This is a genomic window from Nocardiopsis sp. MG754419 (assembly GCF_018207095.1).
Lineage (GTDB): Bacteria > Actinomycetota > Actinomycetes > Streptosporangiales > Streptosporangiaceae > Nocardiopsis.
The window spans coordinates 25,734-48,916 of the sequence record NZ_QOCZ01000027.1 but is presented as its reverse complement, the minus strand read 5'-3'; the positions used below and the strand labels follow the sequence as shown (position 1 = coordinate 48,916).

Genomic DNA, 23,183 nt, shown 5'->3' with positions numbered 1-23,183 from the left:
AAGAGATCCCCCGTGAACAGCGCACGCCCCACCCGGAAGAGCACACGTCGACGCGGTCCCGCCCTGGGCCGGAACTTCCATCGGTTCTGGACCGGCAGCCTGTCCAGCAACCTCGCCGACGGGCTCATGCTCACCGCGCTGCCGATGTTGGCCGCCACGCTCACCAACGACCCCTTCCTGGTCTCCCTGATCGCCGTCGCCCGCTTCCTGCCCTGGCTGCTGTTCGGGCTCCTGGCCGGGGCGGTGGTCGACCGGGTGGACCGGGTCCGCCTCATGGTCGGCGCCAACCTCGCCCGCGCCCTGGTGGTCGCGGGCCTGGCGGTGGTGGTGGCGACCGGCAACGCCTCGATCTGGACGATCGTCCTCGCCATGTTCCTGGCCATGTGCTTCGAGGTCCTCTACGACCTGGCGGGTCGGGCCATGCTGCCCGACATCGCCCCCGCCGGAACGTTGGAGCGGGCCAACGGTCGGCTGGTGGGCGGCCGGACGGTCACCGAGGACTTCGGCGGCGCCCCGTTGGCCGGGTTCCTGTTCGTCATCGCCGCCGCGTTGCCCCTGGCGGTCAACGCGGGCGCCTATCTCCTGGGCGCGCTGGTGCTGCTGGGGCTTCCCTTGGCGGTCCGCCGGCCAGGGTCCCCGGACGGCGAGGCCGCCGGTGTGGGGCGTTCGGGCGGCGGGGCCCGTACCTCCCTGTTCGACGAGATCCGCGAGGGCCTGCGCTACACCTTCGGTGACGCCTCGATCCGCGCCATGGTGCTGTTCGGCGCCGCCACCAACATCGGCCTGATGGCGATGAACGCGGTCATGGTCCTGTTGGTCACCGACCACTTCGGTGTGCCCCTGAGCCTGTTCGGCGCGTTCATGGCGAGCCTGGCCGCCGGCGCGCTCGTCGGCGCGATCCTGGCCGGGTGGCTGGTCGCACGCCTGGGGCGCTTCCCTCTCCAGGTGGGCGGCTTCGTTCTCCAGGGGACGTTGTGCGCCCTGGTGGCCGTCGCGCCGAACGTCTCCATCGCCGTGGTCGCGTGGACCGTTCTGGGCGCGGTCATGGCCGTCTCCAACACGGTGCTGCTCGGCGTGGTCCAGCGGGTGGTCCCGGGCGCGATGCTCGGCCGCATGATGTCCTGCTCTCAGTTCCTCGGGTTCGGACTCACTCCGGTCGGATCGGTGCTCGGTGGGCTCCTCGGCCGGGTGGATCTGCGCATCCCCTCCCTGTTCGCCGCGGGCGTCGTCCTCCTCTGCCTGGTGCTGGTCCTGCCCGCGTTACGGCGCCTGGCGCACCGGGCGGACGCGATCGAACGTGAGGCGGACGAGTGCGAGCGACGAAAGGATGCCTCGGAACGGAAGTCGGCCGAAGGTGGCCGCGCAGGCGTCTGACCCGCACCGACGGGGTACTCAGAGCGTCGGCGAAAATCTCTCGTGCGGGCGTGTCGATCCGGCGTCGTCCCGTTCGACGAACAGGTGAGAGCGGGAGAGAGGTCCCCGCGCCGCACCCGGAAGAGGGCGAGCATCATGCGTTACCTGATGTCGATCATGAGCACCCCGGAGACCGAGGCCACCGACTACGATCCGCCCGCCGAGGCGTTCGAGGCGATGGCCGCCTACAACGAGGAGATGCTCAAGGCGGGGGTCCTGCTGTCCGGTGAGGGGCTGACCTCGACCTCCGAGGGCGCCGAGGTCATCTTCCGGAACGGGGAGGCGAACGTCGTCGACGGGCCCTTCACCGAGGCCAAGGAGTTCATCGCCGGGTTCTGGCTGCTCCAGGTGTCCTCGCACGCCGAGGCGCTGGAGTGGGCCCGGCGCTGCCCGCACCCGCCGGCGGGGGACTCCACCGAGATGAAGCTCCAGTTGCGTCGGATCGCCGAACTGGAGGACCTGGAGCAGATGCCCGAGGAGCTCAAGGAGCGCGAGCGGGCCCTGCGCGCACAGCAGTAGCGACGGAGAGCCACCGGGGCCGGGTCCGGCCGGACCCGGCCCCGGTACCGCGGTCGCGGGGCGTCGCCGCCGTCCGCCCGAACCCTGGTGGCGCCGACCCCGCGGCCGCTCGATCGGTTGCGGTCCCGGTCCGCCGGTGCTGTCATGGTGCCGTGGCCCACACCGAGGTGACACGTGAGGTGGAGGCGGTCTGGCGGATCGAGTCGGCCCGACTCGTCGCCGCGCTCACCCGTATGGTCGGCGACGTCGGCCTGGCCGAGGAGTTCGCTCAGGACGCCCTGGTCACGGCCCTGGAGAAGTGGCCGGAAGAGGGTGTGCCCCAACGCCCCGGAGCGTGGCTGACCACCGTCGCCAAGCGCCGGATCCTCGACCGGTGGCGGCGGGACGAACGCTTCCAACGGCACATGGTGGAACTCGGCCGTGCGATCGCCGAACACGACGGTTCGGCCGACTTCGACGCCGTCCTGGAGGAGGACTACGGCGACGATCTGCTCCGGCTCATGTTCGTGTGCTGCCACCCCGTGCTGTCCACGCGGGCCCGGGTCGCGCTGACCCTCCGCCTGCTCGGCGGACTCACCACCGACGAGATCGCCCGCGCCTTCCTGGTGTCCGAATCCACCGTCGCCCAGCGCATCGTGCGGGCCAAACGGCGGTTGAGCGAGAAACGGGTGCCGTTCGAGGTGCCCTCGGGCGGGGACCGCGACGCCCGTCTCACCGACGTGCTGGAGGTGCTCTACCTGGTCTTCAACGAGGGGTACACCGCCACCTCGGGGGAGCGGTGGTTGCGGCCCGAGCTGTGCGAGGAGGCCATGCGGCTGGGGCGGATCCTGGTCGGGCTGGTACCCGAGGAGGCCGAGGCGCACGGGCTGATCGCGCTCATGGAACTCCAGGCCTCCCGGTTCCGTGCCCGCGTGGGTCCCGACGGTGCGGCGGTGCCCCTGGCGGAGCAGGACCGCTCCCGCTGGGACCGTCTGCTCGTCCAACGGGGGCTGGCCGCGCTGGAGCGTTCGTTCCCCACGGATCCGGGCCGGACACGTGGCGTGTACTCCCTCCAGGCGGGCATCGCGGCGCAGCACGCCGTGGCCCCCACCGCGCAGGACACGGACTGGCGGGCGATCGCCGTCCTCTACGAGGCGCTGGCCAGGCGTACCGGGTCGCCGGTGGTCGAGCTCAACCGCGCGGTGGCCGTGTCGATGGCGGCGGGCCCCGACGCGGCGATGGCGATCGTGGACGCACTGGATGCGTCCGGTGCGCTGGAGGGATACCACCTGTTGCCGGCCGTGCGGGCCGACCTGCTCCAACGGTCGGGGCGGGACGAGGAGGCCCGGGCCGAGTACGCGCGGGCTGCGGGGCTGACCCGCAACGAGCGTGAACGGGCGCTGCTGCGGGAGCGCGCGCGGGGGCCCGTGCCCCCGGACGGTGGCGCGGGGTAGGCGGTTCGGAGCCGGGCGGCGTGGCGCGGTCCGGCCGGCAGGGTTCTCGTGGGCGGGCCGTCGGACCGGTGGGGGAGGGCGACGGTACGTCTGGGTCGGTTCCGACCCGGTGGCGCGTGCGCCGCGGCGATCTGCGAGTCTGGCGCACATGGTCTCGATGCTGCGGAACATGGCGATCGACTGCACGGACGCCTACGAACTGGCGCGGTTCTGGAGCGGGGTGACGGGCCGCCCGGTGCATCCGGAGAGCCGGCCGGGTGACCCGGAGACCGAGGTGCTCCTGGCCGAGGGGCCGGTGCTGCACTTCAACCGGGTGCCCGAGCCCAAGACGACCAAGAACCGGTTCCACCTGTGCCTGCGCCCCGAGACCTCGCGCGAGCAGGAGGTGGAGCGGCTGCTCGGCCTCGGTGCCGGCCTCGTCGAAGACCGACGCAACCCCGATGGTTCGGGCTGGGTGGTCCTCGCCGACCCCGAGGGCAACGAGTTCTGTGTGCTGCGCAGCGAGTCCGACCGGGCCGCGACGCACCCCTGACCCTCCCCTCCGCCGCCCGCCCGCGCGGGGTCTTCCGGTGAGGCGGGTCCACGCCCGTGCGAGGCGTTCACCTCGGTGACGTCAGTGGGAAAGGCTCGCGTTCTCGTGCCGGAACGAGGTCAGGACGTGGTCGACCTCGTCGGGGAGTCCTGCTGAGGGCGCCCAGGGGGTCGGTGCCTGGAGCGGGACGATCTGTGAGGGGTACGGGCGCCGGGATCGGCGTGGCGAATCCGTCCGTTGATGACTATGCGCATTCCGTGGCGGACCCCGTGAACTGCGCCGAGGGTAAATCGAGAAGGAGAGAGAAGTCGTCGCTCACTCTATGGGTCCTGATCCCGGAGACGAGTGCGGCCGCGCACGAGGAACGCCCGGCCGGGTTCGACCCCGGCCGAGCGTTCCGACGCGATTTCCCGGTGGCGGCCGACCGGTGTCACGCGATGCGACGACCGTGCGCGTCCGCCTCACCGGCGCGGTGCCCCGGACCCCCGCGGTGCGACGGGTCGATCGTGAAGCGGATCTCGACCCCTGCACGCGAAGGACCTTCAGCGCCTCAGGGCTCGATCTCGGTGATCGTCTCGGCGATCCCGTCGACCATGTCGACCGAGGCGAGGATGACGGTCCCGTTCGCGAGGGTGGCGTCGAACTCGTCGAAGTCACACCTGACGTCGCCGGTGTCGGGGTCCTGAACGCCATCGACACAGGCGTACTTGCCAGCGGTGATCCGCGTGTCCTCCGCGACGTAGAACGCGGTGCCATCGACGATGTACTCGCCCGGGGCCACGTACTCCAGCTCACCCGACGCGATCCCGGTGAACCCGCCGCTCTCCTCCGGGGCCTCGCCGTCACCGTCCTCGGGGCCGTCCGTCTCACCGGGGTCCTGCACGTCCCGGGCGTACTCGTTGATCGATGCGGCGTTCCCGTTCTCGTCCATCTCTACCTGGGCGTAGACGGGCGTGCCCGCCTGGAGGGTGGTCTCGACCGACTCCAGATCGCACTCCACGATCCCGAAGCCGTCCTCGCCGACGCCCTCGTCGGCCGGACAGGTGTTGACGCCGCCGACGATCTCCGTGTTCTCGGTGACGAAGAAGGACTGGCCGTCGATGAGCAGTTCACCCGGGGCCACGAACTCCATCTTCCCCGCCAGCGTCCGGGTCTCCGTCTCGCCGTCGCCGGCCGCGCCCGTCTCGGTGGATTCCGCCGACATCACCGTGTCGTACATCGCCTGGCCCGAGCACGCGGCGGAGGCGAGGACCACCAGGCCGGAGGTCGCGAGGGCCAGGGTGGTGGAACGGAGGTCGCGCTTCATGATGTTCCTTTCTTGCGGCGGTGGGGGATGCGGTATGGCGAGTGCCGTGATCTGTACTACGGGTGAGGTGCTATCAGTCGGTTCAAGGGCTTGTTCTGTGGGTGAAAAATGCGCTCACGCCTCACTCGAAAAGGCGTGGCTTTCACCGTGAGAGCCCTGGTGTCCGGGTTACTTGTTACGATGTCCGGAGTCGCTGTGGGCGATCCTCGAAGGTGCGCCGCGCCGGGTGTCCCGCACGGTCGTCTCCGAGGGCTGAGCGCCGGCTTCACGGACGCGTCGGAGTGCGGGTGCGACCCCCTGGCCAGGCCGTCGATCAGCGCTTTCCCGGTTCTCGGGGCCAGGGTCACGGTGGAGGTGACGGGGGCGCCGGCCGGGCCTCGCGACGAACGCGCTCTCGCCTGGAGGGCGTCGTTCAGGGTTGCGCTCCGTGTGATGCGCATCGTCGCCTCCTGGGTTCGATATCCCGGTCGCGGGGCGGCTCGCCCCTTTTCCTCCGTTGCTCTTCGGTCCACTCCTGTCGGCGCTCCATGTGCGTCCGTCCATTGTTTATATGTACTGCGATGTCGCCCGGAGCGTTCGAGTTCGCCGTGTCGTGGATCTTTTTTCGCGGACCCGAACGAGGCGCGCACGCGGGGATATCGGTGCGGTCGCGGGCGGTGCGGCGGCCGTGGGGTCGGGTCCCTCCGGCCTCTCCGGCTGCTCCGACCTCTGGGGTCCACGGACCCATGGTCGTGTGGCCTGTACGGGGCGGGCGCGATCCCGGCACGTCGCCGCCCGAGCGACTTCTGTCCTTCCCGGCCGGCAGGAAGGGGACTCATCCACTCAAGGGCCCCTCCTCCTCGCCGGTGAGGCACCCTGTGGCGCGTTCCGCGCTGCCCCCGCCTCCGCCCGACGGCGATGACGACGACCGCGTGCACGGCATGCCGCTGATCCGCACCGACCACGACGACGCGGCCTGGCGGGAGGTGCTGTTCCGCCCGTGGTCTCCGCCCGGCTCCACCGTCGTCCGCCCGGGCGAGGAGACCGGCGCCTCCGCACGGGGGTCGTTCCTCGACCAGATCCGGTGTGCCGGACCACCGGGGTGCGCTCTCGGGCGCGCGCCGGCGGACCGCGCGTCCGGCGGACCCGAGGAGGCGCCGGGTTTCGCGCCTGGCGATCGGGCATCCGAACGCGGGCCGGAACGTGGCGGAGGCCCCGGGAGGACACCGCCGGGTACCCCCGAGGACCCGCGCCGCACGCCTCGCGGTTTCTGCTGTGAGCAGGCGACCCTGGCGGTGCGCGCGGACGCCCCCCAGACTGTCCGCATGAGACTTCTGGTTCTGGGTGGTACCGAGTTCGTGGGGCGCGCGGTCGTGGAGGAGGCGCTGGGTCGAGAGTGGGAGGTCACCGTCTTCCACCGGGGGCGTCACGATCCCCCGGCCGGCACCACCGTGCTGCACGGCGACCGCACCGAGGCGGACGGGCTCGACGCCCTGGCCACGGGGGAGTGGGACGCCGTCGTCGACACCTGGTCGGGGGCCCCGGCCGCGGTGGCCGCCACCGCGCGGCTGCTCGCGGACCGGGCCGGTCACTACGCGTACGTCTCCAGCCGCTCCGTCTACGGCATGCCCACCCCGCCGGGTCTGGACGAGGACGCTCCGACGGTGGAACCCGCCCCGGCCGACGACGGCACCGACTACGCCCGGGCCAAACGCGGTGGCGAGGTGGCCGCGCAGGAGGTCTTCGGGGATCGCGCCCTGTGCGTCCGCGCCGGGCTCATCCTCGGTCCCCACGAGAACATCGGTCGACTGCCCTGGTGGCTGAACCGGATCGCGCGCGGTGGCACCGTCCTGGCCCCGGGGCCGCGGGAACTGCCGTTGCAGTACGTCGACGCCCGTGATCTGGCCACGTGGACCCTGGACGCCTCCGTGAAGGGGCTGGGCGGCCCCTACAACCTGGTGAGTCCCCTCGGCCACACCACCACGGAGGAGTTGCTGACCGCGTGCCGCGAGGTCACCGGCTCCGACGCCGAACTGTGCTGGGTCGAGCCCGAGCCGATCGTCGCGGCGGGGGTCCGACCGTGGATGGACCTGCCGATCTGGCTGCCGCCGGGCGAGTCGCACGAGACCCTGCACCAGGGCGACGTCGGCCGGGCGCTGGCCACGGGCCTGCGCTGCCGTCCCGTCGCCGCGACGGTCGCCGACACCTGGGCGTGGTTGCGCTCCCTCGGCGGCGAGGCGCCCCACCGTCCCGACCGCCCCCGCCTGGGCCTGGACCCCGAGGTGGAGCGGCGGGTGCTCGAAGGCCTGGGTACGCAGCACGCCGGCCGACGGTCCGGGCCCGAAGCCGAGAACCCGTGACCCGGGCCCGACCACCGGGGACCCGCCGCTCCGGCCTCGCGACCGTGACCCCGCCACCGGGCCCGCGACCCGCGCGGGCCCGGCGTGACCCCGACCTCTTCCCTTCCGACGATCGGGTCGCAACCGAACCCCGCCCGCGAACGTCGGACAGGACAGGTCGTCCCCCGATGTGAAGAGGTCCCCGTGTCGTACTCCACCCCCTCCACCCCGCACCACGGTGCGCCCTCGGACCGGAGCCCGGTCACGGCTCTGGTCATGTCCATCCTCATGACCCTGTGCTGCAACCAGATCTGCGGCATCATCGCGATCGTCTTCTCCGTCATCGCCATGGGCAAGGACGGTGCCCCCGCCGAACAGGATCGGTACATCGGTTACGCCTGGACGACGATGGGGATCGGTCTGGCGCTCAGCGTCCTGCTGTTCTTCGGCTACATCCTCTTCTTCTCCGGCCTCTCCTGACCGGTGTCGAACACGACGCGGGGGCCGCACCCGACCGGGTGCGGCCCCCGCGTGTGCGACCGGTGCGGATCAGACCCCCGGGACCGCCTCCTCGTCCCGCCTCGCGGAGACCACGAGCCGGTCCTGGGCGTCGTCCACGTCCACGACCACGGTGTCGCCCTCGGTGAGCTCTCCGGAGAGCATCTCCTTGGCGAGCGGGTCACCGATCGACGACTGCACCAGGCGGCGCAGGGGTCGGGCCCCGTAGTTCGGGTCGAAGCCGGTCAACGCCAGCCACTCCCGAGCGCCGTCGGTGACCTCCAGAAGGAACCGACGGTCGGCCAGACGCCGGGCCAACTTGTCCACCTGTAGATCCACGATCCGGGTGAGTTCCTCGGTGGACAGCGCGTCGAACATGATCACGTCGTCCAGGCGGTTGAGGAACTCCGGCTTGAACGTGGCGCGCACGACGTCCATCACCCGCGCCGTGCGGGTGGCCTCGTCCAGGGACTGGTCCACCAGGAACTGCGACCCCAGGTTGGAGGTGAGGATGAGGATGGTGTTGCGGAAGTCCACCTGACGCCCCTGGCCGTCGGTGAGACGACCGTCGTCCAACACCTGGAGCAGGGTGTCGAACACCTCCAGGTGCGCCTTCTCCACCTCGTCCAGCAGCACCACGGTGTAGGGGCGGCGGCGTACCGCCTCGGTCAGCTGACCGCCCTCCTCGTACCCCACGTATCCGGGGGGCGCGCCCACCAGACGCGACACGGAGTGCTTCTCGGAGTACTCGCTCATGTCGACGCGCACGATCGCGCGCTCGTCGTCGAACAGGAACTCCGCGAGCGCCTTGGCCAACTCGGTCTTGCCGACACCGGTCGGGCCCAGGAACAGGAACGAACCGGTGGGCCGGTCGGGGTCGGAGATCCCGGCCCGCGCACGGCGCACCGCGTCGGACACGGCGGTCACCGCGGCCGTCTGCCCGATCAGCCGCCGCCCCAGTTCCTCCTCCATGCGCAGCAGCTTGGAGGTCTCGCCCTCCATCAGCCGGCCCACGGGGATCCCGGTCCAGGCCGACACGACGTCGGCGACCTCGTCGGCGCCCACCTCGTCCTTGACCATGCTGTCGGTCTGCTCGACGACGTCCTCCTCGGCCTTGGACGCCTCCTCGACCTGCTTCTCCAACGCGGGGATCTCGCCGTACATCAGCCGGGAGGCCTCGTCGAAACGGCCTTCGCGTTCGGCCAGTTCGGCCTTGGTGCGGAGTTCGTCCAACCGGCCCTTGAGCTCACCGACGCGGTTCAGCCCGGCCTTCTCCTGCTCCCAACGGGCCACCAGGGCGTTGAGCCGTTCCTGCTTGTCGGCGAGGTCGGAGCGCAGCCGCTCCAACCGCTGGAGGCTGGCGGCGTCGGACTCCTTGTCGAGCGCCATCTCCTCCATCTTGAGCCGGTCGACGGTGCGACGCAGCTCGTCGATCTCCACCGGGCTGGAGTCGATCTCCATGCGCAGGCGGGACGCAGCCTCGTCGATGAGGTCGATGGCCTTGTCCGGCAGGAACCGCGCGGTGATGTAGCGGTCGGACAGGGTCGCCGCGGCCACCAGGGCCGAGTCGGAGATCTGGACCTTGTGGTGCGCCTCGTAGCGGCCCTTGAGGCCGCGCAGGATCGCGATGGTGTCGGCCGACGAGGGCTCGCCGACGAACACCTGCTGGAAGCGGCGCTCCAGCGCGGGGTCCTTCTCGATCCGCTCCCGGTACTCGTCCAGGGTGGTGGCGCCGACCATGCGCAGCTCACCCCGGGCCAGCATGGGCTTGAGCATGTTGCCCGCGTCCATGGCGCCCTCGGCGGCGCCCGCGCCCACCATGGTGTGCAGCTCGTCGATGAAGGTGATGACCTGGCCCTCGGACTCCTTGATCTCCGAGAGCACCGCCTTGAGCCGTTCCTCGAACTCGCCCCGGTACTTGGCGCCGGCCACCATCGCGGACAGGTCCAGGCTGATCAGGCGCTTGCCGAGCAGGGACTGGGGGACGTCGCCCGCGACGATGCGCTGGGCCAGCCCCTCCACCACGGCGGTCTTGCCCACCCCGGGCTCGCCGATGAGCACCGGGTTGTTCTTGGTGCGCCGGCTGAGCACCTGGATGACCCGACGGATCTCGCCGTCCCGACCGATGACCGGGTCGACCTTGCCCTCGCGGGCCCGTTCGGTGAGGTCCACACCGAACTTCTCCAGGGACTGGTAGGTGTCCTCGGGGTTCTCCGAGGTGACCCGGCCGGTGCCGCGCACCCGCTCGAACGCCTCCAGGAGTTGGTCCGGGGTGGCCCCGGCCTCCTTGAGCAGTCGGGAGGCCTCACCGCCGTCGGTGGCCAACCCCACGAGCAGGTGTTCGGTGGAGACGAACTCGTCCTCCATCTGCTGGGCCCGCTGGGCGGCGGTGTTGATGGAGACGATGAGCTGCCGCGACGAACTGGGCGAGCCGACCGTCGACCCCGCCGCCTTGGGCAGGGCACCGATGGCCTCCTCGACCCGGTCCCTGAGCCGGGCGGGGTCGGCCCCGACCTCCTTGAGCAGCGGTCGCGTGACCCCCTCGGGCTGGTCCAGCAGCGCGTTCAACAGGTGCAGGGGCTCGGTCTGTGGGCTGCCGTCGGTGGTGGCCTGACGGATGGCGGCGGCCAGGGCCTCCTGGCTCTTCCGGGTGAGCTTGTAGTTCATGAGTCTGTGACTCCCTCCGCATGAAGTGTCACTCAGGGTGATGTCGGGCGGCCTACCCCGCCGCGCCGAAGGTGGGGGACCCCGGGGGTCCGCACCCGGTGGTCCGGCCCTTACTTCTGGTCCGGGTCACCCGGATCGCGCGCGTCATCGTCGTCCCCGCGCTCGCCGCCCCGCTCGGGGCGCTCCTCCGGGTCGGCCGTGTTGAAGATCGTCACGCGGGTACGCCGGACCAGCTCCCCGCGGACCGGCCCACCCTCGGGGCGGGCCGGGCGGCCGCGCCGGGACACCGCCCGGCGCGCCGCCTCCAGTTCGTTGGCGAGGTGGAACACCTGCTCGCGCAGCTGCTCCGCCTCGTGCTTCAACTCCAGGATCCGCTTGATCCCGGCGAGGTTGATGCCCTCCTCCTGGGACAGACGCTGCACCTCGCGCAACGTCTGCACGTCGCGCATGGAGTAACGACGGCCCCGCCCGGTCGTGCGTCCGGGCGACACGATCCCCAACCGGTCGTACTGCCGCAACGTCTGCGGGTGCATACCGGCCAACTCCGCGGCCACGGAGATCACATAGACCGGAGCGTCGACTCCGAAGGAAGGATCGTTCACGTTCCTCACGCGCCCTTCGCCCGCGCCTCGAGTCCGTCACGCGGGTCGTAGTCCGACGTCGCGGCGCGGAACTTCTCCAACGCCTCGCGCGCGTCGTCGTTGAGGATCTGGGGCACCGCGACCTGGAAGGTGACCAGCATGTCGCCGATGGTGCCGTCCTTGCGGGTGGCCCCCTTGCCGCGCACCCGCAGCGTGCGCCCGTTCTGGGTGCCCGGCGGGACCTTCACGGTCACCGGGAAACCGCCGAGGGTCGGAACCCGGACGTCCGCGCCCAGCGCGGCCTCCGGGAAGGTCACGGGAACCGTGATCGTGACGTTGTCGCCGTTTCTGCCGAACACCGGGTGATCCTTCACATGGACGACGACGTACAGGTCACCGGACGGGCCGCCGTGCTCGCCCGGCGCCCCCTTGCCCTTGATGCGGATCCGCTGTCCGTCGGACACGCCGGCGGGGATCCGGGTCTGGATGCTGCGCGTGCTCTTGCCTCGTCCGCTGCCGGTGCAGGTGGGGCAGGGGTCGTCGACGACCAGGCCGCGCCCCTTGCACTCGCTGCACGGCTCGGACAGCGAGAAGCCGCCCAGGTTGGTGCTCTCGTGCCCGGTGCCGGAGCACTTCGGGCACATGCGCGGGGCCGAACCGGCGCGCGCGCCCGTGCCCTTACAGGTGGGGCACGCCGCTTCGCTGCTCAGTTGGAACGAACGGGTGACCCCGTCCGCCGCCTCGCGGAAGTTCAGTGTCGTCTCGGTCTCGATGTCGGCGCCGCGTCGGCTGCGGGTCGCCTGACCCGGCCGCCCGCGGTTGCCGAACAACCCGCCGAACAGGTCGCTCAGCCGCTCGCCGCCGGAGGCGCCGCCGCCCCCGGTGCTCTGGCCGAAGATGTCGCTCATGTCGAACCCGCCCGGACCGGTGCCGCCACCGGGTCGGTACGAGCCGCCGAACATCGAACGCGCCTCGTCGTACTCCTTACGACGGGTGTCGTCCGACAGGACGTTGTACGCCTCGGAGATCTCCTTGAAGCGGTCCTCGGCCTTCGGGTCGTCCCGGTTGGCGTCGGGATGGTTCTCGCGGGCCAGCTTGCGGTAGGACGAGCGGATCTCGTCCTTGGTGGCGGTCTTTGAGACTCCGAGGACCTTGTAGTAGTCCTTCTCCAGGTAGTCCTTGGTGCTCATCGACTGGTGCCTTCTCCCCGCTGGTGCCGGTTGCGTCCGATGTTTCCACGTGGCCCCGGACCGCGTCGGGCCGGGGTCGACCCGTGGCCGTGACCGACGATCTCACGTCGGGCACGGCCCCAGGCTGAGAGCGGCGTTCGGACGCCGGGCCGAGGCCGTGGCCCGCCGACGCCCGAACCTTCCGCCGCTCGCTACTTCTTGTCCTCGCCGTTCTCGGCGGAGGTGTCGTCCCCGGCGGACTCCGCGGGCTCTTCCGCGGCCTCCTCGGAGGCCTCCGGGGCGTCGCCCATGGGTTCCCCCACGACCACGCGGGCCGGACGGAGAATCCTCTCACCGATGCGGTACCCCGGCTGGAACACCTCGATCACCGTCTGGACGGAGATGTTCGGGACCGGGACGAGGGTGAGGGCCTCGTGCACGTTCGGGTCGAACTCGTCGCCCTGCTCGGCGTACTTCTCCAGGCCCAGCTTGGCGGACGTGGTCTCCAGTGCCTCGCCCACCGCCTTGAACCCGCCGGCGAGCTCGTCGTGCTCCCGGGCGCGACCGATGTCGTCCAGGATCGGCAGCAGTTCGCCGATGACCTGTGCGGTGGCGACCTCACGGACCGCCACCCGGTCACGCTCGACACGCTTGCGGTAGTTGGCGTACTCCGCCTGCACCCGCTTGATGTCGTTGGTGAGCTCGATGACGCGCTCGTCGGCGTTGATCGCCTCGCTCACCACCGACTCGGGGGTGTCCGGGACCTCGGGGAGGTCCTCGATCTCGGCCTCGACGACCTCGGGCTCCTCGCCCTCGGTGCCCTCGGCGCCGGTCTCCCCCGACTCCGACCCCTCGGCCCGGGTCTCCCGGGCCTCACCGGTCTCGGGATCGATCCTGCGGTTGTCGCGGATCACCGGACCCTGGTTCTCGTCACCGTCACCGGTGTCGGGGCTGTTGTTGTCCGACAGCGCCATGTCCGACGCTCCCTCCTTCCTCGGCTCTCAGCGGACTCAACGGGTCAGGACTGGGTGCCCTTGCCGTTCTCCTCGTCGACGATCTCGGCGTCGACGACGTCGGCGTCCTCGGTGGAGGTGTCCGCGCTCTCGCCGTCGGCCTGGGCGGCGCCCTCACCCTGCTGACCCTGGCTGTAGATGGCCGAACCGATCTTCTGGCTGGCCAGCGCGACCTTCTCGCTCGCGGTGCGGATGGCCTCGGTGTCGGTGCCCTCCAGCGCGGTCTTCAGCTCGGCGACGGCGGCCTCGGTCTCGGAGCGCACGTCCGCCGGGATCTTGTCCTCGTTGTCCTTGATGACCTTCTCGGTCTGGTAGACGAGGGACTCGGCGTTGTTGCGGACCTCGGCGTCCTCGCGGCGCTTGCGGTCCTCCTCCGCGTACTGCTCGGCGTCGCGGACCATCTGGTCGATGTCCTCCTTGGACATCGCCGAACCACCGGAGATGGTGACGGACTGCTCCTTGCCGGTGCCCAGGTCCTTCGCGGTGACGCTGACGATGCCGTTGGCGTCGATGTCGAAGGCGACCTCGATCTGCGGGACGCCGCGCGGCGCCGGGGGCAGACCGGTCAGGTCGAAGACACCCAGCTTCTTGTTGTACTGGGCGATGTCGCGCTCACCCTGGTACACCTGGATCTGCACGGACGGCTGGTTGTCGTCGGCCGTCGTGAAGATCTCCGACCGCTTGGTCGGGATGGTGGTGTTGCGCTCGATGAGCTTGGTGAACACGCCGCCCTTGGTCTCGATGCCCAGCGACAGCGGGGTGACGTCCAGCAGCAGGACGTCCTTGACCTCACCCTTGAGCACACCGGCCTGGAGCGCGGCACCGATGGCCACGACCTCGTCCGGGTTGACGCCCTTGTTGGGCTCCTTGCCGCCGGTCAGCTCCTTGACGAGCTCGACGATGGCGGGCATACGGGTGGAACCGCCGACCATGACCACGTGGTGGATCTGGCTCAGCTCGATGCCGGCGTCCTTGATGACCTGCTGGAAGGGGGTCTTGGTCCGCTCGACCAGGTCGGCGGTCAGACGCTGGAACTCGGCGCGGGTGAGCTTCTCGTCCAGGTGCAGCGGGCCCTCGGCGGAGGCCGTGATGTAGGGCAGGTTGATCTGCGACTCGCTGGAGCTGGACAGCTCGATCTTGGCCTTCTCCGCGGCCTCGCGCAGACGCTGGAGCGCCATCTTGTCCTTGGACAGGTCGACGCCGTTGGAGTTCTTGAACTTCTCGACCAGCCAGTTGACGATCGCCTGGTCCCAGTCGTCACCACCGAGGTGGTTGTCGCCGTTGGTCGCCTTGACCTCCACGACGCCGTCGCCCACCTCCAGGAGGGAGACGTCGAAGGTACCGCCACCGAGGTCGTAGACGAGGATCGTGGCCTCGTCCTCCTTCTCCAGGTGGTAGGCGAGCGCGGCCGAGGTCGGCTCGTTGATGATGCGCAGGACGTTGAGGCCCGCGATCGTGCCGGCCTCCTTGGTGGCCTGGCGCTGGGAGTCGCTGAAGTAGGCCGGGACGGTGATGACCGCGTCGGTCACGTCCTCGCCCAGGTACGCCTCGGCGTCGCGCTTGAGCTTCTGCAGGATGAAGGCGCTGATCTGCTGCGGGTTGAAGTCCTTGTCATCGATCTTCACCGACCAGTCGGTGCCGATGTGACGCTTCACCGAGCGGATCGTCCGGTCGACGTTGGTGACGGCCTGGCGCTTGGCCACCTCACCGACGAGAACCTCGCCGTTCTTGGCGAACGCCACGACCGAGGGGGTGGTGCGGGAGCCCTCGGCGTTGGTGATGACCGTCGGCTCACCACCCTCCAGGACCGCGACACACGAGTTCGTCGTACCGAGGTCGATTCCGACCGCACGTGCCATGGTTGCTTCCTCCGTCAAAGTTGAGTCGTTCGGGCGTAAGTTTGCTTCGTCGATCGGGGACTGTCAAGTCAGTTGAGTCGACCCCACTCAAGTCACTTCCTACGCCCTGACAACGGTCGGACGGGCGGGGATGTTCCCGACCTGGGCAAATTTCAGCGGTGCGCGGGGTCGGCCCCGGGACATCTCCGGGAGATCATCGACCCCGGAAATCAGGGCCTCAGGGGCGGCCTCAGGGTGGGATCAGGGGTGCCCCGACGGGCGGATGATCCGGTCGGGCGGGGCCGCGCGCGTCCCCTCGGGCGCGGGTTCGCGGGGGTCGGGGAGCCCGACCGGCGGACCCACCGATGTGCTCGGGTGCTCCGGTGGTCCACTCTTCCGCTTACATAGGGGGAGAAGCGTGGTGTGTTCGGGAGGGCTCGCACGGGCCCGCGTGATTCTGTTGACGCCGGAGCCGTCTACGGTGGGCACGCGCGTGGAGGCGGCCCCGCAGCCGCACCACGCGCGCCGAGAACACAGGAGCAGTGCGAGTGCGACGCGTGGTCGGGCGCTCGGGTCGTGGCGGCCCGGGGCGATGGCGACCGTGCTATTACTCGCTAGTAACATGAATTGGGACACCGGTGTGTGGCGCACCGGATGACGAGAGCAGGATGGGAGGCCACGGACGATGCACCCGCTGTACTTGACACTGGGCATCATCACCTCGGTCTTCGCCGTGGTCGCGTTCACCTTGTTCGGTCTGGGGATCCGCCAGATCGTGCGAACCGTGGGTGTCGGCCGAACGGTGGAGCCGGAGCGCAAGGGGCCCTTCGGGCAACGGCTCACGATGACGCTCATCGAGATCCTCGGGCACACGAGGATGCTCAAGCGACCGTGGGTCGGTGTCGCCCACTGGTTCGTGATGGTCTCGTTCCCGCTGCTCTTCTTCACGGTCGTCGAGGCGCAGGGTGAGACCTTCAACCCGCACTTCAAGCTGCCGATCATCCACGACTGGACCCTCTACGGTCTGGCGATCGAGATCATCGCGGGCGCCAGCCTCGTCGGCATCATCGGCCTCACCGTCTACCGCCTGCTCAACGGCCCGCACCGCAAGGGCCGCGACTCCCGGTTCTACAACTCGCGGACGTGGACGGCCTACTACGTCGAGGCCTACCTGTGGGCCCTGCTGATCTCGATCTTCGTGATCCGCGGTCTCAAGGTCGCCATCGAGGACTTCCCGTTCCCCGTCTGGGCCACCCCGATCTCGTACGCGTTCGGTGCGATCATGCCGACCGACGCCGCGGTCGCCGAGCCGGCCATCGCCCTGGTCGCCGCGTTCAAGCTGATCATCAGCTACGCGTTCTTCGTGGTGCTGTACTTCAAGCTCACCATGGGCATCGGCTGGCACCGCTTCATCGCCCCGGTCAACATCTTCTTCAAGCGCAACGCCGACGGCGCCCCGACCCTGGGCGCCGCCAAGCAGATGATGGACAAGTCCGGTACCAAGCCCCTCGACTTCGAGGAGGCCGACCCGGACGAGGACCCGTTCGGCGCCGGCAAGCTGGAGGACTTCACCTGGAAGGGCCTCCTGGACTTCACCAGCTGCACCGAGTGCGGCCGGTGCCAGTCCCAGTGCCCCGCCTGGAACACGGGCAAGCCCCTCTCGCCGAAGAAGGTCATCCTCGACCTCCAGGCCCACGCCTACGAGAAGGCCCCGTACCTGCTCCAGGGCATCACCGAGGAGACCCTCTCCGAGGCCCCGGACGAGAGCCACGCCGGCGTCGACGTCCTGGCGCTCCTCAACAAGCCGCTGGTCGGCACCGAGGAGGAGGGTGGCGTCATCCACCCCGACGAGCTGTGGGCCTGCACCAACTGCGGTGCCTGTGTCGAGCAGTGCCCCGTCGACATCGAGCACATCGACCACATCCTGGACATGCGTCGCTACCAGGTCATGGTCGAGTCCAACTTCCCGTCCGAGGCCAACACCCTCCTCAAGAACCTGGAGAACAAGGGCAACCCCTGGGGCATGGCCGAGGACCGGCGCATGGACTGGGTCCAGGAGCTCGCGTCCCAGGAGAACCCGGTCGAGGTCACGGTCGTCGAGGACACGCTGCCCGAGGGCACCGAGTACCTGTTCTGGGTCGGCTGCGCCGGTGCGCTGGAGGACCGCGCCAAGAAGACCACGAAGGCCATCGCCGAACTGCTCGACATCGCGGACGTGAAGTTCGCCGTCCTGGGCGGTATGGAGGCCTGCACCGGTGACCCGGCGCGGCGCCTGGGCATGGAGTACGTCTTCCAGATGCTGGCCCAGCAGAACGTCGAGACGCTCAACGAGGCCGGTGTCACGAAGATCGTGGCCAGTTGCCCGCACTGCTTCAACACCCTGGCCAAGGAGTACCCGCAGCTGGGCGGTACCTACGAGGTCATCCACCACAGCCAGTTGCTGGCCGCGCTCGTGGACGAGGGGCGCCTGACCCCGGTGAGCTCCATCGACGAGAACATCACCTACCACGACCCCTGCTTCCTGGGTCGGCACAACAAGGTCTACACGCCGCCGCGCGACATCATGGCGCAGGTGCCGGGCGTCAAGACGCAGGAGATGCACCGCCACAAGGAGCGCGGTTTTTGCTGTGGAGCCGGTGGCGCGCGCATGTGGATGGAGGAGCGGATCGGCAAGCGCATCAACACCGAGCGGGTGGACGAGGCGCTGACCACCAACCCCGACACCGTCTCCACTGCGTGCCCGTTCTGCCAGGTCATGCTCGGCGACGCCATCAACGAGAAGAAGTCCGCCGGCGAGGCCAAGGAGTCGCTGGAGGTCGTGGACGTCTCCCAGCTGCTGCTCCGTTCGGTCAAGGGCGAGAGCCCCACGGCCGGTGGTGAGGAGAAGGCGACCGCCGACGCCTAGTCGGTTCCGTTCAGGGCCTCCGCAGCGCTTCGACCGATGTCCGAGCGCGGCGGAGGCCCTGCGCGTCCGGTCATGGGCGGCGTGCGTTCGGGCACCGCCGTGCAGCCGGGCGCCCGAACACGGGCCGAAGCGCGGCGGAGGCCGCGCGACAGGGGCCTCAGGGCCCCTCGACCGTGTCTGACCAGGTCACCAGGCCGTACCGGTAGGCGTACACGGCGGCCTGTACACGGCTCCCCACTTCGAGCTTGGTGAGGATGCGGGCCACGTGGACCTTCGCTGTACCGGAGGCGATCCCCAGCTCGGCCCCGATCCCGGCGTTGCCGTACCCCTGGGCCACCAGCCGCAGCACCTCCCGTTCCCGGTCGGTCAGGCCCTCGGCCCGACGCGGCGGGGTGCGGGGCGAGGTACGCGCGAACCGGTCGACCAACCGCGGTGTCACCCGAGGGTCGATCACCCCCTCACCGCGCGCCGCCGCACGGACCGCCGTCACGTACAGCTCCGGCTCGCTCTCCTTCAGCAGGAAGCCCACCGCACCGGACTGCAACGCGCCGAACAGGTACTCGTCCAGGTCGAACGTGGTGAGCATGACCGTCGGCGGGGGCGGGTCCAGTCGCGCCAGCTCGCGCAGCGCCGCCACACCGTCCATCCCCGGCATCCTGACGTCGCTGAGCACCACGTCCGGGCGCAGGCGGCGCGCCATGGCGACCAGTTCGATCCCCTGGGCGGCCGCGCCCACCACCTCCACGTCCGGGACCGCCCCGAACAACAGGCGCAGTCCCTCCCGCGCGGCCGGCTGGTCGTCGGCCACCAGCAACCTGATCACGGGCGGGTCTCCTCCGTCGTGAGGGTCGCGGGGAGCACGGCCCGCACGCGCCAGCCCCGGCCGGGAAGGAACCCGGCCTCGGCGTGGCCGCCCACCTCCGCGGCGCGTTCCCGCATCCCGCGCAGACCCAGCCCGGGCGTCGATCCGCGCTCCTCGGAGTCGGGTGCGGGCCGGCCGTCGTCGAGCACGGTCAGCACCAGGTCCGCGGCGTCGCGCCGCTCGGACCTCTTCAGGGTCACCGTGACACGGCGCGCGGAGGAGTGCCGCAGCACGTTGCCGAGGGCCTCCTGAGTGATCCGGTAGACGCTCGCCGCGACCCGGGCGTCCACACCCTCGTCGGGTGCGGAGGGCACCGACAGCGCCACGTCCAACCCGGCGTCCTCCACCGACATCACCAGCCGGGACAGGTCCGTCAGGCGTACGTTCGGTGGAGGGGCCTCGTTCCAGTGGTCGTCGCGCAGGAGCTCCACCAGGCTCCGCAGCTCGCTCACGGCCCGCCCGGAGGTCTCGGCGATCGTCGACAACACCTGATCGGGCCGCGCGTCCGGCCCCCGGAGCGCCTCGCGGCCGCCCACGGCCAGCAGCCGGATCGCGCTCAGGTGGTGACCGGCGATGTCGTGCACGTCCCGGGCGATGCGGGCGCGGTCCCGCGCCAGCTCCCGCTGGAGCCTGGCCCGCTCGGCGCGCAGCCTCTGCTCGGCCCGCTCCACGCGCATCCGCAGGATCGACCCCGCGAGCACGGGGACCGTTCCGGTGAGCGCGATCATCACGGCATGCGCCGGCTGTTCCAGGAGGAACCGTGGTGACTCGGCCGTCACCCCGAACAGCGTCAGGATCCACAGCACCGACACCACGCCCACCAGCGGAGCGGAGGCGCGGTGCAGGACCGCGGATCCGGCGGCGAACGCCGCCAGCGCCTCGGGGAGCGGAGCGCCGATGTCCCAGACGACCGCCGTGGCCAGGGTCCACGCACCGACGGCCAAGGCCACCGTCAGCGGGTACCGGCGGCGCCGGACCAGCGCCGCGCACGCGGGAAGGAGCAGGAGCGTGGCGTGGGGACCCGGGACCGCGCACGCCAGAGCCCAGAGCAGGGCGATCAGGACGTCACCGACGAGGGGCGACGGCCACCGGAACGGCCCGCACGGCCCCAGGGTGCCCGTCCTCGCCCGGGCGCGCGTGGTCTCCATGCGTCCATGGTGCGCCACGGACGCCGTCGCCGTCGTCTGCCGAACGGCATAGGGGGAGCCCTCTGCCGTTCGGCGGATGTGGACCGGCCCGCGCCGGCCACAGTCTGCCCACCATGGACAGCACACCCGTCGCCCGTCGACGACCCGAACCCGGGAGCCGCCTCCCACTTCTGGACGTACTGCGAGGGATCGCCGTTCTCGGCACCCTCGCGGTCAACATCTGGCTCTTCCTCCCCAGTGCGCAGGATTCCGCCGGCGCCGTCAGAACAGTGCTCGACCCCCTGCTCAACGGCAAGTTCTACGCGATGCTCGCGATGATGTTCGGTATCGGGCTGGCCCTCCAGTACCGCTCCGCCGCGGTCGGAGGTCGCCGTTGGCCCGGTCGACACGGGTGGCGTCAGGTCCTCCTGCTCATCGAGGGCGCCCTGCACACCCTGCTGCTGTTCGCCTGGGACGTGCTCATGGGCTACGCCGTCACCGCGTTGGTGGTCGTGTGGCTGTTGGGCCGGTCCGCCAGGGTGCGGTCCGCGGTGATGTGGACCGCCTTCGGTGTGAACCTCGTGGTCATCGGCGCGCTCACGTCCCTGTACTTCCTGGTCGTGCCGGGCGAACCCACACCGGAGGCGATCCGGGGGATGCGGGAGCACGACGCGCTCTTCGTCGAGGGCGCCTACCCCGACCAGGTGGCCGAGCGCGCGGTGTCCTTCCTCGGCACGCGCACGGAGATTCTCGTGGCCTTCCCGATGGTCCTCTTCCTGTTCCTCCTGGGGGTGCGGCTGTACCGGGCGGGCGCCTTCGGCGACGACGAGCGGGGGCGTCGGATCCGCGGCCGTCTCATGGTCTGGGGTATCGGTCTCGGGCTGCCTCTGTGCGTTCTGGGCGGCACGGTGCCCGAACTCGGCATGGCCCATCGGTACGTCTTCTCGGGGCTGTTGATGCTGGGCTACGTGGGGTTGACGGGGTGGCTGCTGGACCGGGTCCGCCGGGCCGGCCGGATCGTCGCCTCCCTGACCGCCGTGGGTCGCACGGCCCTGTCCTGTTACGTCCTCCAGAACCTGCTGGGATCGGTGGTCTTCTACGGCTGGGGTCTGGGTCTGGCCGGGTACCTCCAGGGGAGTGAGGGGTACGCGCTGGACCTGGGGGTCGCGGGCGCGTTCGGGGCGATCACCCTCGTGCTGGTGGTCGGTGCCCGATGGTGGACGGCGCGGTATCCCCGGGGGCCGCTGGAGAGTCTCGGCGCCCGTCTGCTCACGCTGGTCCCCGAACGTCGGGGGGTGGACGAACGACCACTTTCGTAACACCATTGCACGCCTTTTCGTGTGGATATTCGACCCCGCCTGCGCGGACCATTCCGGACGGCGGTAACGTCGTCGTCGAGTCCGAGGATATGGCGGTTTCCCCTGGTGGGATCGGTGGAGATGGGACCTTTGGTGTGTCTCCGTGTCGTGCGTGATGGCTCTCGAACGATGAAGTTTCCTGAGAAGAAATTTCCCCTTCGCTATCGTTCCGGTTCGCTTCATCGGGGAATGGCGAATTCCACCACCCGGTCGCACGGAATTCGTGTAGAACGTTGGTAGCCGCGGCGCGGTCCCGCCCGACGTGAGTGTGAGGGGACGGGCGTGGATCGCGCCGCGGTGGCGATCGCGCTCTCACGTGAGGTGACGAAGGGGCACGTGCGAGTGCGGCGCACGGCCACGACCCGGGCATGGCCGGCCGGACGTGGTCCTGGCGGGGCGCGCGGGCCCGGGGGTGATGCCCGGACCAGGCCGCCGGACGGGCACGGGGCCCGCGGGACGGGGGACCCGCCAGGACCGAACGGCGACGTTCCCTCCACGGCACGGGGGTCGGCGTACGGCGCCGTACGCGTCGGTGCCGTGGGGCGCCCGATGACATTTGTCAGTGTCCGATCCGGGCGAACCCCATCGAGGGCCGGTGACAGCGGTGTCTGCCGATCATGAGGCCCCCTGCGCGAGGCTGTCGGTATGACCACGACAGCGAACACCACCGCCGAGAGCAGTGCCCCCCTCTCCACCCCGGAACCGACGGTGGTCGTCCGCGACCTGCGCCAGCGATACGGCGACTTCGAGGCGGTCCGGGGCGTCTCCTTCGACATCCGCCCCGGTGAACTCTTCGCGCTGCTGGGCACCAACGGTGCCGGCAAGACCACCACCATCGAGACCCTGGAGGGGTTCCGGCGGCCCGACTCCGGAACGGTCCGGGTCTTCGGGCAGGACCCCTACGGTCAGCCCACCGGGGTGCGCGAACGGACCAACGCGGTGCTCCAGGGCAACGGCCTGATGGAGGACCTCAGCGTCGACGAGAGCCTGTCCCTGGCCCGTGACCTGGCCGCCGACCCCCGCGACGCCGACGAGATCCTCACCCTGGTGGGCCTCACCGACAAACGCCGGTTGCGGGTGCGGCAGCTCTCCGGCGGACAGAAGCGCCGCCTCGACCTCGGCCTGGCCCTGCTCACCCGGCCCGAGGTGCTCTACCTCGACGAACCCACCACCGGCATGGACCCCGAGGCCCGTCACGAGACCTGGCGCATCATCTCCGACCTCAAGCGGGACGGTGTCGCGGTCCTGCTCACCACGCACTACCTGGAGGAGGCGGAACGGCTCGCCGACCGGCTCGCGATCATGCACCGGGGCGAGGTCCGCGTCGAAGGGACCCTGTCGGAGGTGCTCGGGGGCTGGGGCGACCGGGTGAGTTTCCTGGTGCCGAGCGACGTGCGCACCGCCGACCTGCCCCACCTGGACGGGGCCGACGTCGAGGTGCAGACCCGTGACCAGCGCCTGTGGGCGACCTACACGATCCGCGCCGGTGACGTCGCCGACCGGGCCCACCACGCGGTCGCCGCGCTCATGGCCTGGGCCGCCGACCACGGCGGTGCCCTGCACCACCTGCAGGTCCGCGGCGCCTCCCTGGAGGACGTCTTCCTCGAGGTCGCCGACGGCGCCGCCGACCTCGTCGGCGAGTAA

General features: G+C 70.4%; 17 protein-coding genes. 9 read left to right on the top strand and 8 right to left on the bottom strand.

What is annotated here, in order from left to right; genetic code table 11:
• The 4 genes from DSY14_RS08195 to DSY14_RS08180 form a co-directional block, all read left to right on the top strand.
• Positions 1 to 1,374 (top strand): MFS transporter (locus DSY14_RS08195; RefSeq protein WP_307851161.1); only part of this gene is annotated, 1,374 nt, incomplete at its 5' end.
• 135 nt (positions 1,375 to 1,509) lie between these two features.
• On the top strand, positions 1,510 to 1,932 hold the full coding sequence (locus DSY14_RS08190) for a YciI family protein (protein ID WP_211715873.1): 423 nt from the start codon (positions 1,510 to 1,512) through the stop codon (positions 1,930 to 1,932).
• A 152-nt stretch (positions 1,933 to 2,084) separates the two neighbouring features.
• On the top strand, positions 2,085 to 3,365 hold the full coding sequence (locus tag DSY14_RS08185; protein ID WP_211715872.1) for an RNA polymerase sigma factor: 1,281 nt from the start codon (positions 2,085 to 2,087) through the stop codon (positions 3,363 to 3,365).
• Positions 3,366 to 3,513: 148 nt separating this feature from the next.
• Positions 3,514 to 3,897: a VOC family protein gene (locus DSY14_RS08180; RefSeq protein ID WP_211715871.1), complete on the top strand. Its 384-nt coding sequence runs from the start codon at positions 3,514 to 3,516 to the stop codon at positions 3,895 to 3,897.
• 550 nt (positions 3,898 to 4,447) lie between these two features.
• Here DSY14_RS08180 and DSY14_RS08175 read toward each other — a convergent pair.
• Positions 4,448 to 5,203 (bottom strand): hypothetical protein, encoded by a 756-nt coding sequence (locus tag DSY14_RS08175; protein ID WP_211715870.1) that lies wholly within the window; start codon positions 5,201 to 5,203, stop codon positions 4,448 to 4,450.
• 1,304 nt (positions 5,204 to 6,507) lie between these two features.
• Here DSY14_RS08175 and DSY14_RS08170 point away from each other — a divergent pair.
• Positions 6,508 to 7,542 carry an NAD-dependent epimerase/dehydratase family protein gene (locus DSY14_RS08170; RefSeq protein ID WP_211715869.1) on the top strand — a complete coding sequence of 345 codons (1,035 nt, stop codon included), beginning with the start codon at positions 6,508 to 6,510 and terminating at the stop codon, positions 7,540 to 7,542.
• Positions 7,543 to 7,725: 183 nt separating this feature from the next.
• Entirely contained in the window at positions 7,726 to 8,001 is a 276-nt protein-coding gene (locus tag DSY14_RS08165; RefSeq protein WP_211715868.1) for a hypothetical protein, read from the top strand.
• Positions 8,002 to 8,070: 69 nt separating this feature from the next.
• On the opposite strand, the gene clpB is transcribed toward DSY14_RS08165, so the two are convergent.
• The 5 genes from clpB to dnaK all read right to left on the bottom strand — a co-directional run bounded on the left by clpB (position 8,071) and on the right by dnaK (position 15,308).
• A complete protein-coding gene (gene clpB, locus DSY14_RS08160; RefSeq protein ID WP_211715867.1) occupies positions 8,071 to 10,686 on the bottom strand; it encodes an ATP-dependent chaperone ClpB in 2,616 nt (871 codons plus the stop codon).
• A gap of 110 nt (positions 10,687 to 10,796) precedes the next feature.
• Positions 10,797 to 11,297, bottom strand: a complete 501-nt coding sequence (locus DSY14_RS08155; RefSeq protein ID WP_211715866.1) for a heat shock protein transcriptional repressor HspR — start codon at positions 11,295 to 11,297, stop codon at positions 10,797 to 10,799.
• Positions 11,294 to 12,457: a molecular chaperone DnaJ gene (dnaJ, locus tag DSY14_RS08150; RefSeq protein ID WP_211715865.1), complete on the bottom strand. Its 1,164-nt coding sequence runs from the start codon at positions 12,455 to 12,457 to the stop codon at positions 11,294 to 11,296. The genes DSY14_RS08155 and dnaJ overlap by 4 nt, the downstream gene beginning before the upstream one ends.
• Positions 12,458 to 12,648: 191 nt before the next feature.
• Complete coding sequence (gene grpE / locus DSY14_RS08145) at positions 12,649 to 13,410, bottom strand: nucleotide exchange factor GrpE (protein WP_211715864.1); 762 nt, start codon at positions 13,408 to 13,410, stop codon at positions 12,649 to 12,651.
• A gap of 44 nt (positions 13,411 to 13,454) precedes the next feature.
• Complete coding sequence (gene dnaK, locus DSY14_RS08140; RefSeq protein WP_211715863.1) at positions 13,455 to 15,308, bottom strand: molecular chaperone DnaK; 1,854 nt, start codon at positions 15,306 to 15,308, stop codon at positions 13,455 to 13,457.
• Between the two features lie 664 nt (positions 15,309 to 15,972).
• Between dnaK and DSY14_RS08135 the strand changes: the two genes are divergently transcribed.
• Positions 15,973 to 18,192 carry a (Fe-S)-binding protein gene (locus DSY14_RS08135; RefSeq protein WP_211715862.1) on the top strand — a complete coding sequence of 740 codons (2,220 nt, stop codon included), beginning with the start codon at positions 15,973 to 15,975 and terminating at the stop codon, positions 18,190 to 18,192.
• Positions 18,193 to 18,349: 157 nt separating this feature from the next.
• Here the strand turns inward: DSY14_RS08135 and DSY14_RS08130 are convergent, their stop codons facing one another.
• Positions 18,350 to 19,015 (bottom strand): response regulator transcription factor, encoded by a 666-nt coding sequence (locus tag DSY14_RS08130; RefSeq protein WP_211715861.1) that lies wholly within the window; start codon positions 19,013 to 19,015, stop codon positions 18,350 to 18,352.
• Positions 19,012 to 20,202, bottom strand: coding sequence for a sensor histidine kinase (locus DSY14_RS08125; RefSeq protein ID WP_211715860.1), 1,191 nt, complete (start codon positions 20,200 to 20,202; stop codon positions 19,012 to 19,014). The genes DSY14_RS08130 and DSY14_RS08125 overlap by 4 nt, the downstream gene beginning before the upstream one ends.
• Positions 20,203 to 20,315: 113 nt before the next feature.
• Here DSY14_RS08125 and DSY14_RS08120 point away from each other — a divergent pair, with 113 nt between their 5' ends.
• The gene (locus DSY14_RS08120; protein WP_211715859.1) at positions 20,316 to 21,500 is read left to right on the top strand and encodes a DUF418 domain-containing protein; all 1,185 of its coding nucleotides are present in this window, start codon (positions 20,316 to 20,318) and stop codon (positions 21,498 to 21,500) included.
• A gap of 684 nt (positions 21,501 to 22,184) precedes the next feature.
• Complete coding sequence (locus DSY14_RS08115; protein WP_211715858.1) at positions 22,185 to 23,183, top strand: ABC transporter ATP-binding protein; 999 nt, start codon at positions 22,185 to 22,187, stop codon at positions 23,181 to 23,183.